Source organism: Cupriavidus sp. CuC1 (genome assembly GCF_044627735.1).
GTDB lineage: Bacteria > Pseudomonadota > Gammaproteobacteria > Burkholderiales > Burkholderiaceae > Cupriavidus > Cupriavidus ulmosensis.
Genome location: NZ_JBIUHC010000022.1, coordinates 24,653 through 40,133 on the forward strand (window position 1 = coordinate 24,653; position 15,481 = coordinate 40,133).

A 15,481-nucleotide genomic window follows, 5' to 3' on the forward strand; every position below is an offset into this window, starting at 1 on the left:
GGTTCCTCATAGTGGCGGGCAACCGGTCAAGTGTACCCGGATGGCACCCATGGAACACGCACCAGACGCGCATGCGCGCTCAGCGGAAGAAAACCCCGCGCAAGAGGAATGTGTAGTCCGCCTCGGCCGCCATCAGGCCCACCAGCACCAGCAGGCATAGCGGCGGTATCAGGATGGCGCAGATCAGCGCCAGCCGCTCCCAGGCCATGTGCATGAACACGGCCACGATCAATCCGGCCTTCATCAGCATGAAGAGCAGGATCAGGGTCCAGCGCAGATAGCCCTCGAAATGGAAGTAGTCCACCAGGTAAGACAGCGTGGACAGCACGAACAACAGCGCCCAGATCTTCAGGTACAGGCCAATGGGATGCTGCTGCGCGTGCGGTTGCCCGTGCTGCTGCCCGTGCGGCAACTCGTCGTGCGAGCCGGCAACGACGGGCGCATCCGCGGGCACTTCGGGAGATGGGGTCGACGCAGCCATGGGGTGCCTCACCAGAGATAGAACAGCGCGAAGATAAAGACCCACACCAGGTCCACGAAGTGCCAGTAGAGCCCGGCGATCTCCACGATCTGGTAGTTGCCCGTGCGGTCGTAGCGTCCGCGCAGCGCCTTGGTGGCGACGATCAGCAGGTAGATCACGCCGCAGCTCACATGCAAGCCATGGAAGCCGGTGATCATGAAAAAGGCGGAGCCGAACTGCGGCGCACCCATCGGGTTGCCCCACGGGCGCACGCCCTCGGTCACGATCAGCTTGGTCCACTCGAAGGCCTGCATGCTGACGAAGGCCACGCCGAACAGCGCCGTGGCAAACATCAGCAAGGCGCATTTCACGCGGTCGCGACGGTAGGCAAAGTTGACAGCCATCGCCATCGTCCCGCTGCTGCTGATCAGCACGAAGGTCATGATCGCAATCAGCAGCAACGGCACCTCGGTGCCCCCCACCTTGAGCCCGAACACGATGCTGGGGTTCGGCCAGGGCGCCGTGCTTGCGATCCTGACCGTCATGTACCCGGTCAGGAAGCAACTGAAGATGAAGGTGTCGGACAGCAGGAAGATCCACATCATCGCCTTGCCCCACGACACCTTGAAGGCCTGCTGGTCGGAGGACCAGTCGGCCACCAGCCCGCGCAAACCGGTCACCGCCGGCGCAGATGAAGTGGGTAGCGAAGACATTGGCGCGTCTCCTTCGAGGATGTGCCTGGCCGCCTAGCCGCGGCCGCAGATATAGCGAACGAACTCCGGGGTGAGCCAGCCGAGCGCAGCTAGCAGCACCAGCCACACGGCCAGCAGGAAATGCCAGTAGCGCGCGCACAGGCGAATGCGCAGCGCGCTGCCCGGCCCGGCGCGCATGGCAATCGCCCAGCCAGCCAGGCCGCCCAGCACATGCAGGCCATGCATCGCGGTCAGCAGGTAGAAGAAGCTGCCGGACGGGTTATTGGCAGGCACCACGTGGATGGCGAGCAGGGCCTGCCATGCCCACAACTGCGAAGCGACGAACGCCGCCGCGGCCAGCCCGCCGAAGCGCAGCGCGCCGTGCGCCACCGTGACGCGTCCGGCGCGGGCCGCGCGCGCAGCCACCAGCATCACACCGCTACCCGCGGCAAGCAGCGCCGTGGACAGCCATACCTGCCACGGCAATGCCACGGCGTGCCAATCGGGCGAATCCATGCGCATGGCGTACGCGGCGATGAACAACGTGAACAGCGAGCTCGCCACGCCCATGAACACCCACAGCCCGATGCTGGCCGGCGCGGGCCCCGCACGCTGCCTGCCCACATCGCCCGGCCCGGGGCCCGGGCGCCGCTCGCCGTCGGCACCGGCGCGATACACCAGGTTCGGGTTCATGCCACGGCTCCGTGGCTGGTATGCGGCTCGGGCTCGGCGCCGCCGGCCTCGGGTGGCGCGTTCTGCGCAATGAAATCCTCGCTCGCGCCAGGCACGCTATACGCATAGGCCCAGCGATGCACCACCGGCTGCTCCGCGCCCCAGTTGCCGTGCACGGGCGGCGTATCCGGCGTCTGCCACTCCAGCGAGGCCGCGCGCCAGGGATTGGACCCCGCCAGCCTGCCTTGCCTGAGGCTCCAGGCCAGGTTGAAGATGAACAGCAACTGCGCCGCCGCCACGATAAACGCCGCCACGGAGATATAGGCGTTCATGGCGTGCGCCGACTCGGGGATGAAGGCGTAGTTGTCGTAGGCGTAATAGCGCCGCGGCATGCCAAGGATGCCCAGGTAATGCATCGGGAAGAAGATGGCATAGGTGCCGACGAACGTCACCCAGAAATGGATGTGCCCCAGCTTATCGTTGAGCATGCGGCCGGTGACCTTGGGGTACCAGTGATAGATCCCGCCAAACACCACCAGGATCGGCGACACGCCCATCACCATATGGAAGTGCGCGACCACGAAATACGTGTTGGACAGCGGGATATCCACGCTGACATTGCCCAGGAACAGCCCGGTCAGCCCGCCGATCACGAAGGTGCTGACAAAGGCGATGGCGAACAGCATCGGCACCGAGAAATGGATGTCGCCCCGCCACAGCGTGATGACCCAGTTATAGACCTTGATGGCGGTGGGAATCGCGATGATCAGCGTGGTGGTAGCAAAGAAGAAGCCGAAGTACGGGTTCATCCCGCTCACGAACATATGGTGCGCCCACACCACCACCGACAGCACGCCGATGGCCAGGATGGCCCACACCATGGTGCGATAGCCGAAGATGCTCTTGCGCGAATGCACGCTGACGAGGTCGGAGACGATGCCGAACGCCGGCAGCGCGACGATATACACCTCCGGGTGGCCGAAGAACCAGAACAGGTGCTGGAACAGCAACGGGCTGCCGCCCTTGTAGTTGAGCTGCTGGCCCAGCGACACGATCGCCGGCATGAAGAAGCTCGTGCCCAGCGTGCGGTCCAGCAGCATCATCACGCCCGACACGAACAGCGCCGGGAAGGCCAGCAGCGCCAGGATGGTGGCCATGAAGATGCCCCACACCGACAGCGGCATGCGCATCAGCGTCATGCCCTCGGTGCGGGCCTGCAGCACGGTGGTGACGTAGTTGAGCCCGCCCATGGTGGCCGCCATGATAAAGATCAGCAGCGACACCAGCATCAGGATGATGCCCCACTCATAGCCGGGCGTGCCTGGCAGGATGGCCTGCGGCGGATAGAGCGTCCAGCCGGCGCCGGTGGGCCCGCCCGGCACGAAGAAGCTCGACAGCAGCACCAGCACCGAGAGGAAGTAGACCCAGAAGCTCAGCATGTTCAGGTATGGGAACACCATGTCGCGCGCACCCACCATCAGCGGGATCAGGTAATTGCCGAAGCCGCCGAGAAAGAGCGCCGTGAGCAGGTAGATCACCATGATCATCCCGTGCATGGTCACGAACTGGTAGTAGCGGTTGGCGTCGATGAACGTGAAGTGCCCTGGGAAACCCAGTTGCAGGCGCATCAGGTTGGAGAGCACCACGCCTATCAGCCCCACGAAGATGGCAACCAGCGTGTACTGCACCGCGATCACCTTGTGATCCTGGCTCCAGATGTAGCGGGTAAAGAAACTCTGCGGTCCGTCGTGGGCGTCGTCGTCGGCGTATGCCATTGCACTCCCTCCTGTAGCCTTCCTGCACCCTGCTTGCAGCCTGCCTGCAACCTACCTGGCGGCCGCGCCGGACGCCGCGCCCGCCTGAGTGGCCGCGCCAGGCGCGCCAGTCGCACCAATGGCGCGGATATACGCAATCAGCGCGCTCACCTCCTCGTCGCTCAGGGCCATCTTCGGCATGAGCGGGCCGAAGCCCTTGACCAGGCGCGCCTGCGGATCGATGATCTCCGTCCTCAGGTAGGCGTCGTCGACCTTCGCGCTGCTGCCGTCGGCAAAGGTCCCTGTACTGCCATACAAGCCTTTCCAGCTTGGCCCGACGCCAACGCTGCCATCGATGCTGTGGCAACCCACGCAGCCTTTGCTCTGGGCCAGCGCGCGGCCCTGCTCGGCGAGCGTATCGGTTGCGGCTGCGGCGGGCGCGCCAGCAGCCGCTGTCGCCGCAGGGGGCGTCTTCACCATGGTCAGCGCAAATGTCGGCTGGCGCGCGAGCCACGCCTGGAACGCGGCCTCGTCCTCCACCACCACGTGGCCACGCATGTTGTAGTGGCCGACCCCGCACAACTGCGCGCACAGGATCTCGTACGTGCCCGCCTTGGTCGGCGTGAACCAGAACGACGTGACGGTGCCCGGCACCATGTTCATGCGGGCGCGAAACGGCGGCACGTAGAAGTCGTGCAGCACGTCCTTGGAGCGCAGCAGCACCGTGACCGGGCGATTCAGCGGCAGATGGACTTCCTGGCCGGCGACGATGATGTCGTCCTGCCCGCGCGGGTCGTCCGGGTTCACGCCAAGGGGGTTGGCCGGCGTGACAAAGCGCGGGTCCGAGGTGCCAAGCTGGCCGCCCCGGCCGGGAAAGCGAAAGCCCCACTGCCACTGCTGGCCCACCACCTCCAGGACCATGGCGTCGGCGGGCGGGCGTACGTACTCGGCATAGACGAACAGGCCAGGCGCAAGCAGCGCAATCACCCCAAGCGTGGTGCCCGCGACCAGCCACAGCTCCAGCTTGCTGTTCTCCGGCTGATAGGCCGCGCGCGCGCCGTCGCGATGGCGGTAGCGCCAGACGATGTAGGCGATGAACAGGTTGATGATGACGAAGAAGATGCCGGTGATGACCAGTGTGATCGTCAGCGTGTCGTCCATCTGCTTCCAGTTGGAGGCAAGCGGCGTCGCCCACCACGGGCTCACGAAATGGAAGAGCACCGAAGCAACGACGATGATCACGATTGCAATGGCTATCGCCATACAGACCCTCCTCCCCCTTGCGTACAGAAAGTGCGTACAGAAAGGCCGTGAACTACACGCAAGGCTGAGATAAGACTAGTGCATCTGGTCCGCCACCGGCAAGGCGACCTTGACAGCGCTTTGAGTGTCATGCCACACGAAGCTGGCCGGGCCCCGCGCCGCCAGCGGCAAAACAAAAAGCGGCGGAGAAAGCCGAAGCTTTCATCCGCCGCTGCCGGCCCGCACGGCCCGTGTAGTGGCAATGCGCGGGTCTAAACCGCTAAACCGCTAAGCCGCGTGTCCGCAGGGCAACAGAAACAGGGATGCGCTGCGGCACGCGCTGATGGATAGGCTGGTTTCTTCTCCTGTTTGCGTGCTCAGTGAGATACATCCTTGCTTTCGAGCTTCCAGTAGGCAATGGCCGCGGTCATGCCGAAGATCATGTGGCCAACCAGCGTATGCCAGCCGCGCGCATCGGCGAACCAGGTGAAAAAGCGTGTCATGCCGTAGAAGTTGAGCACGTAGACGGCAATGCCGAATACCGCGCCCGTGAGCAATGCGAGGCCCGTGCTCGAATCCAGGTGGAATGGCGCGATGATGGCCCCCAGGATCATGCCCAGCACCGCGCCGAGCACAAAGTGGATCGCCAGTGCCGCGGCTACGGTACTCACGCTGAACAACGAGGTCTGCAACACGCCCTGCCCCATGAGGATGGCCGCGATCATCCGCGTTGTGCCCCAGGGATTGACGCCCGCCACCATCGTGGACCAGAACAGCTCGATCACCATCAATAGCGCCCCTGCTGCCAGGCCGGACACCGCTGCCGCGGTCCAGTCTGGCGTTCGGCGCACATAGTGGTGCGATTGCATGTGAAGTTCCATAGCCACCTCCGGATATGCTGGTGCGCTGCGGCATTTCGCAGCGGTTGTACAACTACGCTTGCAGTCAGCTGATCGCTGATCACTGATTGGGCCCGCGTATCTGCACAGCATAGGACACGCCGGCCTGATCGTTTGACTGCACACCCGCAAATAAGTGCAGCGGGTGTGCGCCGGGCAACGGTGCGGCGGCGACAAGGCGCAGTGTGTATGGCGGGTTCGGTACTTCGGCGATCTTGCGATGCGCTCAGGCCTCGATCTGCATGCCCGCTGCCGCCTCCACCGTTGCCAGGACGCCACGCTCGCGCAGCATGCGCGTGTGCGCGGCCAGTGCTGCGACGAAGACACGCGACGCACCGAGATCCCCGAACACCGGCGCGAACGACGCGATGGCCGCAACGCGATCCTCTTCGTGCACGTGCGCAGCATCGGCCTTGCTCAGCAAGGCTCGCAGCGACGAGGCGAGCGGGTCTTCGATACGGTACCTGGCGCCGTGCTCATCCGTGCCGCGCAGGAAATGCAGCCAGGCGGCAACGCCCAGCGCCAGGCGCGGAAACGGCGCGCCGGCCCGCAAGCGCTCACGGATCGGCGCCAGCAGGCGCTGCGGGATCTTCTGCGAGCCATCCATGGCGATCTGGCTGGTCTGATGCTGCAGCGCGGGATTGGCAAAGCGTGCCAACAGGTCGCGCCGATACGCCGCGGTGTCCAGCCCCGGCAACGGCGGCAGGGTCGGCAGCATTTCCTGCTCCATCATGCCCGCCACCAGCGCGCGCACTGCCGGCACGGCGATGGCGCGGTCGGTGGTGGCCCACCCGGCCACCACGCCCAGATAGGCCATGGTCGAATGGCTGCCGTTGACGAGGCGATGCTTGAGCGTCTCGAACGGGTGCGCGTGCTCGACGAACTGCGCGCCGCCCGCCTCCCAGCGTGGCCGGCCGGCCACGAAGCGGTCTTCCATCACCCACTGCAGGAAAGGCTCGCCCACCACGGGCCACGCATCCTCCACGCCAAGCGCGGCGCCGACGTGCGCGGCATCCTCCACGGTGGTCTTGGGCACGATGCGGTCGACCATGGCGTTGGGAAAGCTGCAGCGTTCGGCCACCCAATCGTGCAGCGCACCATCCACGCGTGCGCAGAAGGCCAGCAGCAAACCGCGCAACGTGTCGCCGTTGGCGGCGATGTTGTCGCAAGAGAGCAAGGTCAGCGGCGGCAGGCCACGCGCCATGCGCCGTTGCAGCCCGCGTGCAAGGTAGCCCATGGCGGTGACCGGTGCAGCGGCATGCAGCAGGTCATGCGCGATGCCCGGGTCGCCGAAGTTCAATGTGCCGGTGGCAGGGTCATGACAGTAACCCTTCTCCGTCACCGTCAGGCTGACGATGCGCGCATCCACATGCGCGATCCGCTCCAGCACGGCATCGGGATCGTCGGCGGCCACCAGCACTGCGATCACCGCGCCGATCACCTGCAACTGCTCGAAGCGGCTGCCGTCGTCCCGCACCCCGCGCAGCGCCAGCGTGTACAGGCCTTGCTGCGGCGCCAGCGCGTCGCGCGTATCTGGCCGGCGCAGCGAGACGCCGACGATGCCCCAATCGAGCGAGCGCGCGTCGGTTGCGTCGGCGTGCAGCGCGGCTTGCGTCACCGCCGCCTGGTGCGCCCGGTGAAAGGCGCCGATGCCCAGGTGGACGATGCCGCCGCGCAGGCGCTCACGCGGAAAGCGGGGGCGCAGTACGTCATGCGGCAATTGCGCGAGCGTGTCGGGATGCAGTCTTGGCAGGGTCATGGTGCGTCCTGGGGTTGGCCTACCAGTGCCAGAGCGTGCCATCGTGGGCGAGGCGATTCACCGGCAGGTAAGCGCGTTGATAGGGATACCTGGCCGCCAGCGTTTCATCGATATCCACGCCATGCCCCGGCGCATCGCCCGGATGCAGCATGCCGTTGGCAAAGGTGTAGGCATGCGGGAACACCGCATCGGTCTGCTCGCTGTGGCGCATGTATTCCTGGATGCCGAAGTTGGGCACCCACAGGTCGAAATGCAGCGCGGCACCCATGCACACCGGCGAGAGGTCGGTCGCGCCATGCGAGCCGGTGCGTACCTGGTGCATCGCGGCGAAATCCGCGATGCGGCGCAGGTGCGTGATGCCCCCCGCATGGACCACCGTGGCGCGGATGTAGTCGATCAACTGCTCCTGGATCAGCGTCTTGCAATCCCAGATGGTGTTGAAGACCTCGCCCACCGCCAGCGGCGTGGTGGTGTGCTGGCGGATCAGCCGGAAGCTCTCCTGGTGCTCGGCGGGCGTGGCGTCCTCCATCCAGAACAGGCGGAACGGCTCCAGCGACTTGCCCAGGCGAGCCGCCTCGATCGGCGTGAGCCGGTGGTGCACGTCGTGCAGCAGGTGCAGATCCCAGCCGGCCGCATCGCGCACCTTCTCGAACAGGCGCGGCGTGTGGTCCAGGTAGCGCTCCGTGCTCCAGTCGTGCTCGGACGGCAGCGACGCATCGGCCGGCTCGTAGAACAGGCGGTCGGACGACACGCCATACACCTTGTTGAGCCCCGGCACGCCCGCTTGCGCGCGCACCGCGCGGTAGCCCATCTCCTTGTAGCGCAGCACCTCGTCCACCGTGGCCTCGATATCCCTGCCATTGGCGTGGCCGTACACCATCACGCCGGTGCGGCTCTTGCCGCCCAGCAACTGGTAGAGCGGCAAGCCCGCGGCCTTGGCCTTGATGTCCCACAGCGCGGTATCCACCGCGGCGATCGCGCTCATGGTCACCGGCCCGCGCCGCCAGTACGCGCCGCGATACAGGTACTGCCAGATGTCCTCCACCTGGTGCGGGTCGCGCCCGATCAGGCAGGGCGCCACGTGGTCCTCCAGGTAGCTCGCCACGGCCAGCTCGCGCCCGTTGAGCGTGGCGTCGCCGATGCCGGTCAGGCCCTCGTCGGTCTCGATCTTCAGCGTCACGAAGTTGCGTCCCGGGGAACACACGATGACGCGCGCGGCGGTGATCTTCATGCTCTCTCCTGTGTGGTTCTTGTCGACTTGCCCAGCGCCTGAATGCGCTTACATGACCGCGCCCAACGACCATGGCACGAATTCGTTCTGCCCGTAGCCATGCAGCTCGCTCCTGGTCTTGCGCCCGGATGCGGTCTCCAGCATCAGCCGGAAAATCTGCTCGCCCTTCTGCGCAATGCTGGCCCCACCATCGACAATGTCGCCGCAGTTGATGTCGATGTCGTCGGCCTGCCGTTGCCACAGCGCGTTGTTGGTCGCCAGCTTGAGCGAGGGCGATGGCGCGCAGCCGTAGGCCGAGCCGCGCCCGGTGGTGAAGCAGATCAGGTTGGCGCCGCCCGCCACCTGGCCGGTGGCCGAGACCGGGTCGTAGCCAGGCGTGTCCATGAAGACCAGGCCGCGCGCGCGCACCGGCTGGGCGAACTCATAGACCTCGACCAGGTTGGTGGTGCCGCTCTTGGCCACCGCGCCAAGCGATTTCTCCAGGATGGTGGTGAGCCCGCCGGCCTTGTTGCCGGCCGAGGGGTTGTTGTCCATGCTGCCGTGGTTGCGCGTGCAATAGTCTTCCCACCAGCGGATCCGCGCCAGCAGGCGCTCGGCCACTGCCGGCGACGCCGCGCGGCGCGTCAGCAGATGCTCGGCGCCGTAGATCTCGGGCGTCTCGGACAAGATGGCGCCGCCGCCATGGCGCACCAGCAAATCCACGGCCGCGCCCAGCGCCGGGTTGGCCGTCAGCCCGGAGTAGCCATCCGAGCCGCCGCATTGCAGGCCCACCGTGATGTGGCTCGCCGGCACGGCTTGCCGGTGCACGCGGTTGGCATCGGCAAGCAGTTCCTGCACGATGGCCACGCCGCGCGCCACCGCGCCGGCGGTGCCGCCGCTGTCCTGGATGTTGAACGCGTGCAGGCGCGGGCCACCGGCCATGCCGGTGAGATGCGCCTCGGCCAGCAGGCCATCGATCTGGTTGGCCTCGCAGCCCAGCCCCACCACCAGCACCGCGGCAAAGTTGGAATGGCGCGCGTAGCCCCCCAGCGTGCGCCGCAGTACGCGCAGGTTCTCGCCTTCGCTGTCCGTGGCGCAGCCCGCGCCATGCGTAAGCGCCACCACGCCGTCCACGTTGGGAAACGCGGCCAGCGCCTCGGGGCGAAGCTCGCGCCGGAAATGATCGGCAATGGCGCGCGCCACCGTGGCGGAGCAGTTCACCGAGGTGAGGATGCCGATGTAGTTGCGGGTGGCCACGCTGCCGTCGGCACGTTTGATGCCATCGAAGCTGGCGGGCGCGCCGACGTAATCGGTCGCCCGCGCATCGGCGCCGGCGGCGTACTCGCGCGCGAACTCGCCCATGGCCAGGTTATGCGTATGCACGTGCTGGCCCGGCGCGATGGGCTGGCGCGCAAAGCCGATGACCTGGTTGTAGCGCCGCACCGGCGCGCCCGCCGCGATGGCGCGCACCGCCAGCTTGTGCCCGGGCGGCACCAGGCTGGCCACGGTCACCCCCTCGGCGGCGATGACGGTGCCCGGCACCAGTTGGCGGCAGGCGATGACGATGTCGTCGGCAGGATGGATGCGGATGACGGCGGGGGCGTTAGCGGCTGGCATGCTGGCTCCGGGCGGGTGGCTGAGAGGGGACGTGCAGGATGTGCCGCCTCAGTTGGACCAGCCGCCGTCGATCACCTGCGCCGTGCCGGTGGTGAATGCCGATTCGTCCGAGCCGAGGTACACCGCCAGCGCGGCGATCTCGGCGGCGCTGCCGATGCGCCCCATCGGCTGGCGGGCGACGAAGGCGGCTTCCACTTCGGCCAGGCTCTTGCCGCTGTCGCGCGCCTGGTCCGCGATGCGCTGGCGCAGCGAGGGCGACTCCACCGTGCCGGGGCAGATCGCATTGCAGCGGATGCCCTGGCCGATGTAGTCCGCCGCCACCGACTTGGTCATGCCGATCACCGCCGCCTTGGTGGCGCCGTAGATAAAGCGGTTGGGCGCGCCCTTGATGCTGCTGGCCACCGATGCCATGTTGACGATCGAGCCGCTGCGCTGCGCCACCATGGCGGGCAGGAAGGCGCGCATCATGCTGTACATGGCGCGCACGTTCAGGTTCATCGAGAAATCGAAAGCGGCCTCGTCGCACTCCAGGATGGAGCCGTGGTGCACGAAGCCCGCCCCGTTGAACAGGATATCGAGCGCGCCTGCCTGCTTCGCCGCGGCCTGCACCGCGGCGGCGTCCGTCACGTCCAGCCGCAGCGTGGTGCAGCCGGGCTGGCCGGCCAGCGCCTCGAGCAAGCGCTCGTTGATATCGGCGGCGATCACGCGCGCGCCTTCACGCAGATAGGCTTCGGCGGTGGCGCGGCCAATGCCCTGCCCGGCCGCGGTGACGAGAGCCAGCTTGCCGGCGAGTCGTTGTGTCATCGGTCATTCTCCATGAGCGGTTCCGGCCACGTGCCCGGGGCCGGCGTCATCAGGAAACCAGCGCGCGCGCCACCGTGCGGCGCCCGATCGCAGCCCAGTCCCATTCGATGCCAAGGCCCGGCGCGTCCGGGGCGATGGCATGGCCGGCCTCGATGTGCACGTGGCTGGCGGCAATCTCGTCGAGCTGTGGGATGTACTCCACCCATGCCGCGTTGGGCACCGCCGCGCACAGCGACACATGCAGCTCCATCAGGAAATGCGGGCAGATCGACAGGTTGTGGGCTTCTGCCAGGTGCGCCACCTTGAGCCAGGGTGTGATGCCGCCAATGCGCGCCACATCGGCCTGCACGATGCCGCAGGCGCCCTGGCGCACATACTCGGCAAACTGGCCGGGCGAGTACAACGACTCACCCACCGCGATGGGCACGGAGTTGGACGCCGCCAGCCGCACGTGCCCGCCGATATCGTCGGCCGGCAGTGGCTCCTCGAACCACGCGATACCCAGCTGGGCATAGTGCGGCGCGCGCCGGATAGCCTCGGCGGCGGTGAAGCACTGGTTGGCATCCACCATCAGCTCGAAGCCGTCGCCAACCGCGTCGCGCACCGCTGCCAGCCGCGCCAGGTCCTCGCTTGCCCGCGTGTGGCCCACCTTCAGCTTGGCGCCGCGAAATCCGGCCTCGCGCGCGGCCACGGCCTCGCTCACCAGCGTGTCGGCGTCCAGGTGGAGCCAGCCGCCTTCGGTGGTGTACACCGGTACCCGCGGCTGCGCGCCCCCGGCGGCAAGCCACAGGGGCTGGCCGTCGCGGCGGCAGCGCCAGTCCCACAGCGCGGTATCGATGGCAGCCAGCGCCAGGCTGGTGATGGCACCGACCGAGGTGGCGTGGGTGGCGAACAGCAGCTCCCGCCAGATCGCCTCGATCTGGGCGGGATCGCGCCCGATCAGGCGCGGCGCCAGGTGATCGCGCAGCAGCGCCATCACCGACGAGCCGCCGGTGCCGATGGTATAGGCGTAGCCCGTGCCCTCCGAGCCATCGTCGCAGCGGATGCGCACCATGGGCGTTTCCTGCGTGACGAAGGACTGGATCGCATCGGAGCGCGGCACGCGCGGTGGCAGGTCCACCTGCAGCAGCTCAACCTGGACAATGGTGGCGCTCATTTGCTGCCCACCAGGTTGGGCAGCCACAGCGTGATCGCCGGGATATACGTGATGGCGATCAGCGTCAGGAACAGCGGCACCAGCCACGGCAGGATGGCCACGGTGGTGCGCTCCACCGACAGCTTGGCCACGCGCGCCAGCACGAACAGCACCATGCCCAGCGGCGGATGCAGCAGGCCGATCATCAGGTTGAGCGTCATCACCAGCCCGAAGTGGATCGGGTCGATGCCGAGCTTGAGCACGATGGGCAGCAGGATCGGGACCAGGATGGTGATCGCCGCCGTGGTATCGATAAAGCAGCCCACGATCAGGATCAGCACATTGGCCAGCAGCAGGAACACCCATTTGTTATGGGTGAAGCCAAGGATGGCGTCGGTCAGCATCTGCGCGGCCTGGCTGGTGGTGAGCAGCCAGGCGAAGATCGATGCCGCGGTGACGATGAACAGCACCGATGCGGTGGTCTCGATGGTATCGAGCGTGGCCTTGGCCAGCGAGCGCAGCGTCATGGAGCGGTAGCGCACCAGCCCGAGGAACAGCGCCCAGATCACCGCCGCCACGGCGGCCTCGGTGGGCGTGAACCAGCCCAGCGTCATGCCGCCAATCAGGATCACCGGCGCCATCAGCGCCATCACCGCGGAAAAATCGAAGTACCAGTCCAGCGCCAGCAGCACCGCCAGCGCGATCAGCGCGGCCACGTTGGTGGAAACGCCGAAACGCGTCATCAGCCAGATCGCCAGCGGAAAGGCGAGCACCACGGCAACCTCGATGCTGGCGTTGCCCAGCAGCTTCCAGGAAAACGCCGTGTCGCTGCCCCAACCGCGCCGGTGGGCGAACCACGCCACCGTGCCCATCATGAACAAGGTCAGCACCAGGCCCGGCACGATGCCGGCCAGGAACAGCGAGCCGATCGACACATTGGCCATCATGCCGTAGATCACGAACGGCAGCGACGGCGGGATGATCGGCCCCAGCGTGGCCGAGGCCGCCGTCACGCCGACCGCGAACTCGGTCTCGTAGCCGTGGTCCTGCATGGCCTTGATCTCGATCGTGCCCAGGCCCGCCGCATCGGCAATGGCGGTGCCCGACATGCCGGAGAAGATCACCGAGCCGATGATGTTGACGTGGCCCAGCCCGCCGCGCATCCAGCCCACCAGCGCGACGGCGAAGTTATAGATGCGCCCGGTGATGCCGGCCACGTTCATCAGGTTGCCGGCGAGGATGAAGAAGGGCACGGCCAGCAGCGGGAAGCTCTCCACGCCAGCAATCATGCGCTGCGCCAGGATCATGTCCGGCACCGTGCCGGAGGCCCAGATATACAGCAGCGAAGCCACCGCCATCGCAATGGCGACCGGCAGGCCCACCAGCATCAGCAGCAGGAAGGAAACAATCAGGATCCACATGGCGGCGCGCTCCGGGTTGGTCGTCAGTCGTCGTCAGTCGTCGCTGGCCTCGAACGCCTCGGGGCGCTCCAGGATGGAAAAGCCCTGCGTCCAGTTCTGCCAGGTCACCTGGCACGAGCGCAGGCACATCAGGGCAAATCCGGCCAGCACGAGGTAGTAGATCCAGCTCTTGTTCCACTCGATGGTGGTCATTGGCTCGTCGCCCACCACCACGATGTAGTGCCAGACCAGCCAGCCGGCATAGCCAAGAAAGGCGGTGCGGCCGATGTCCACCAGCGTGGACAGCACGCGTGCCGGCGCGTGCGGCAGGTAGCGGTAGATCAGGTCCACCTGGATATGCCGGCTCTTGCGCACGCACATCGCCGCACCGATGAACACCACGCCGATCAGGCAGTAGGTGGCCAGCTCCTCCGTCCAGGCCAGCGAGTCGTTCATCACGTAGCGGCTGAAGAACTGCAGGAAGACCAGCACGGTCATGAACCAGAACAGCCCCAGCGTGAACCAGTCCTCGGCGGCGTAGCCTTTGAGGTCCACTGGCTTGTCGTCCGCCTCCTCGAAGCTGTGCGCCAGCTCCGCGACGGTGGCCAGTTGCGGCACACCGCCTGGGGTCTCGCCGCCGACGGCCTGCGCGGGCAGGTCGTCGGCGAGTCGGGAACGCATTTCCATGTTGTTGCTCCGCAAAGACTGTGATCTGTCATCTGTCATCTGCCATCCGGCGCCTGCTAGCCGGCCACGCCCGCCGCCTGGGTCACTGCACCGCCTGGATCTTGTCCCAGTCGGCCTTGCGATAGCCCTGCGATTCGAAGCTCACGTTCTTCAGCACCGCGTCGCGGTACTCCGGCACATTGATGTCGGTGACCGCCAGGCCCTTCTGCTTGAAGACCGCCACCAGCTCCTTCTCGCGGGCCACCACGTCGGCGGTGGCGCGGGTGGCGGCTTCCTGCGCCACGTCGGAGAACATCTTGCGGTCGGCCTCGGAGAGCTTCTTCCACAGGCCGCCCGAGATCACCGTGTTGAGGTGGTCGACGATATGGCCCGTGAGCACGATGTACTTCTGCACCTCATAGAACTTCTTGGCTTCGATGGTGGGCAGCGGGTTCTCCTGCGCCTCCACGGTGCCGTTCTGCAGTGCCAGGTACACCTCGGCGAATGCGATCGGCGAGGTATTCACGCCGCAAGCGCGCGGCATGGCAAGATAGGCCGGCACATCGGGCACGCGCATCTTCAGCCCCTTCATCTCGGCGCAGTGCGAGAAGGGCTTGTTGGAGGTGGACTGGCGCGTGCCGTAGTAAGTCGTGGCGACGATATGGTTGCCCGATTTTTCCTCGTAGCCGCGCGTGAGCTCCTTGTAGATATCGCTCCTGGTATAGGCCAGCAGGTGGTTGGCGTCGCGGAAGGTGTAGGGGTAGTAGGTCACGCCGATGCGCGGGAACGACTTGGCGGCAAAGCTGGAGCCCGAGATGATGATATCGACCGAGCCCATCGCCAGGCCCTGGTTGATGTCGTTCTCCTTGCCGAGCTGGGAGGCGGGGAACACATCGATCTGGTACCTGCCGTTGCTGCGTTTCTTGATCTCCTCGGCGGCCCACACCGACCACTTGTGGAACGGCTCCGAGGTCTCGTACACGTGCGCCCATTTGAGCTTGGTCTGGGCCAGCGCGCTGCCGCAGGCCAGGCTGGCCACGCAGGCTGCCAGCACGAGGGCGGCCGGCAGCAGCGTTGACGGCAGGCGCAGGGAAAATGGCTTCATGCTTCGTCTCCTTCGATGTGGTTGGCCTTGCGCTCTCTCGCGGACGCGCTTGCGGCAGTCAGGTGC

14 protein-coding genes are annotated in these 15,481 nt (G+C 66.6%); all 14 read right to left on the reverse strand.

Features of this window, described 5'->3' with window-relative positions; all coding sequences use genetic code 11:
- Positions 1-79: 79 nt before the first annotated feature.
- The 14 genes from ACGLHR_RS12245 to ACGLHR_RS12310 all read right to left on the reverse strand — a co-directional run bounded on the left by ACGLHR_RS12245 (position 80) and on the right by ACGLHR_RS12310 (position 15,415).
- Positions 80-481 (reverse strand): cytochrome C oxidase subunit IV family protein, encoded by a 402-nt coding sequence (locus ACGLHR_RS12245; RefSeq protein ID WP_400094078.1) that lies wholly within the window; start codon positions 479-481, stop codon positions 80-82.
- 8 nt (positions 482-489) lie between these two features.
- Positions 490-1,173 carry a heme-copper oxidase subunit III family protein gene (locus tag ACGLHR_RS12250; RefSeq protein WP_318231662.1) on the reverse strand — a complete coding sequence of 228 codons (684 nt, stop codon included), beginning with the start codon at positions 1,171-1,173 and terminating at the stop codon, positions 490-492.
- Positions 1,174-1,206: 33 nt separating this feature from the next.
- A complete protein-coding gene (locus ACGLHR_RS12255) occupies positions 1,207-1,845 on the reverse strand; it encodes a bb3-type cytochrome oxidase subunit III (protein ID WP_400094080.1) in 639 nt (212 codons plus the stop codon).
- Complete coding sequence (ctaD, locus tag ACGLHR_RS12260; RefSeq protein ID WP_400094081.1) at positions 1,842-3,599, reverse strand: cytochrome c oxidase subunit I; 1,758 nt, start codon at positions 3,597-3,599, stop codon at positions 1,842-1,844. The genes ACGLHR_RS12255 and ctaD overlap by 4 nt, the downstream gene beginning before the upstream one ends.
- A gap of 51 nt (positions 3,600-3,650) precedes the next feature.
- The gene (locus ACGLHR_RS12265; protein ID WP_400094082.1) at positions 3,651-4,841 is read right to left on the reverse strand and encodes a c-type cytochrome; all 1,191 of its coding nucleotides are present in this window, start codon (positions 4,839-4,841) and stop codon (positions 3,651-3,653) included.
- 356 nt (positions 4,842-5,197) lie between these two features.
- Positions 5,198-5,701 carry a hypothetical protein gene (locus ACGLHR_RS12270; RefSeq protein WP_318231658.1) on the reverse strand — a complete coding sequence of 168 codons (504 nt, stop codon included), beginning with the start codon at positions 5,699-5,701 and terminating at the stop codon, positions 5,198-5,200.
- Between the two features lie 244 nt (positions 5,702-5,945).
- Positions 5,946-7,478 carry a mannitol dehydrogenase family protein gene (locus tag ACGLHR_RS12275; RefSeq protein WP_400094084.1) on the reverse strand — a complete coding sequence of 511 codons (1,533 nt, stop codon included), beginning with the start codon at positions 7,476-7,478 and terminating at the stop codon, positions 5,946-5,948.
- A 19-nt stretch (positions 7,479-7,497) separates the two neighbouring features.
- Positions 7,498-8,709 carry a D-mannonate dehydratase ManD gene (gene manD / locus ACGLHR_RS12280; protein ID WP_400094086.1) on the reverse strand — a complete coding sequence of 404 codons (1,212 nt, stop codon included), beginning with the start codon at positions 8,707-8,709 and terminating at the stop codon, positions 7,498-7,500.
- A 48-nt stretch (positions 8,710-8,757) separates the two neighbouring features.
- The gene (locus ACGLHR_RS12285; protein WP_400094087.1) at positions 8,758-10,305 is read right to left on the reverse strand and encodes a UxaA family hydrolase; all 1,548 of its coding nucleotides are present in this window, start codon (positions 10,303-10,305) and stop codon (positions 8,758-8,760) included.
- A 48-nt stretch (positions 10,306-10,353) separates the two neighbouring features.
- Entirely contained in the window at positions 10,354-11,109 is a 756-nt protein-coding gene (locus ACGLHR_RS12290; RefSeq protein ID WP_400094088.1) for an SDR family oxidoreductase, read from the reverse strand.
- 49 nt (positions 11,110-11,158) lie between these two features.
- Positions 11,159-12,265: a mandelate racemase/muconate lactonizing enzyme family protein gene (locus ACGLHR_RS12295; RefSeq protein WP_400094090.1), complete on the reverse strand. Its 1,107-nt coding sequence runs from the start codon at positions 12,263-12,265 to the stop codon at positions 11,159-11,161.
- Complete coding sequence (locus ACGLHR_RS12300; protein ID WP_318231652.1) at positions 12,262-13,665, reverse strand: TRAP transporter large permease; 1,404 nt, start codon at positions 13,663-13,665, stop codon at positions 12,262-12,264. Before ACGLHR_RS12300 ends, ACGLHR_RS12295 begins: the two co-directional genes overlap by 4 nt.
- Before the next feature lie 33 nt (positions 13,666-13,698).
- A complete protein-coding gene (locus tag ACGLHR_RS12305; RefSeq protein ID WP_400094092.1) occupies positions 13,699-14,331 on the reverse strand; it encodes a TRAP transporter small permease in 633 nt (210 codons plus the stop codon).
- Positions 14,332-14,413: 82 nt separating this feature from the next.
- Complete coding sequence (locus ACGLHR_RS12310; protein ID WP_400094094.1) at positions 14,414-15,415, reverse strand: sialic acid TRAP transporter substrate-binding protein SiaP; 1,002 nt, start codon at positions 15,413-15,415, stop codon at positions 14,414-14,416.
- Positions 15,416-15,481: the final 66 nt, after the last annotated feature.

Bases quoted from the DNA above. Each gene is read 5' to 3' on its own strand.
- ACGLHR_RS12290 (WP_400094088.1), bottom strand. From the start codon at position 11,109: ATGACACAACGACTCGCCGGCAAGCTGGCTCTCGTCACCGCGGCCGGG.
- ACGLHR_RS12285 (WP_400094087.1), bottom strand. From the start codon at position 10,305: ATGCCAGCCGCTAACGCCCCCGCCGTCATCCGCATCCATCCTGCCGAC.
- ACGLHR_RS12250 (WP_318231662.1), bottom strand. From the start codon at position 1,173: ATGTCTTCGCTACCCACTTCATCTGCGCCGGCGGTGACCGGTTTGCGC.
- ACGLHR_RS12275 (WP_400094084.1), bottom strand. From the start codon at position 7,478: ATGACCCTGCCAAGACTGCATCCCGACACGCTCGCGCAATTGCCGCAT.
- ACGLHR_RS12265 (WP_400094082.1), bottom strand. From the start codon at position 4,841: ATGGCGATAGCCATTGCAATCGTGATCATCGTCGTTGCTTCGGTGCTC.
- ACGLHR_RS12270 (WP_318231658.1), bottom strand. From the start codon at position 5,701: ATGGAACTTCACATGCAATCGCACCACTATGTGCGCCGAACGCCAGAC.
- ACGLHR_RS12300 (WP_318231652.1), bottom strand. From the start codon at position 13,665: ATGTGGATCCTGATTGTTTCCTTCCTGCTGCTGATGCTGGTGGGCCTG.
- ACGLHR_RS12255 (WP_400094080.1), bottom strand. From the start codon at position 1,845: ATGAACCCGAACCTGGTGTATCGCGCCGGTGCCGACGGCGAGCGGCGC.
- manD (WP_400094086.1), bottom strand. From the start codon at position 8,709: ATGAAGATCACCGCCGCGCGCGTCATCGTGTGTTCCCCGGGACGCAAC.
- ctaD (WP_400094081.1), bottom strand. From the start codon at position 3,599: ATGGCATACGCCGACGACGACGCCCACGACGGACCGCAGAGTTTCTTT.
- ACGLHR_RS12310 (WP_400094094.1), bottom strand. From the start codon at position 15,415: ATGAAGCCATTTTCCCTGCGCCTGCCGTCAACGCTGCTGCCGGCCGCC.
- ACGLHR_RS12295 (WP_400094090.1), bottom strand. From the start codon at position 12,265: ATGAGCGCCACCATTGTCCAGGTTGAGCTGCTGCAGGTGGACCTGCCA.
- ACGLHR_RS12245 (WP_400094078.1), bottom strand. From the start codon at position 481: ATGGCTGCGTCGACCCCATCTCCCGAAGTGCCCGCGGATGCGCCCGTC.
- ACGLHR_RS12305 (WP_400094092.1), bottom strand. From the start codon at position 14,331: ATGGAAATGCGTTCCCGACTCGCCGACGACCTGCCCGCGCAGGCCGTC.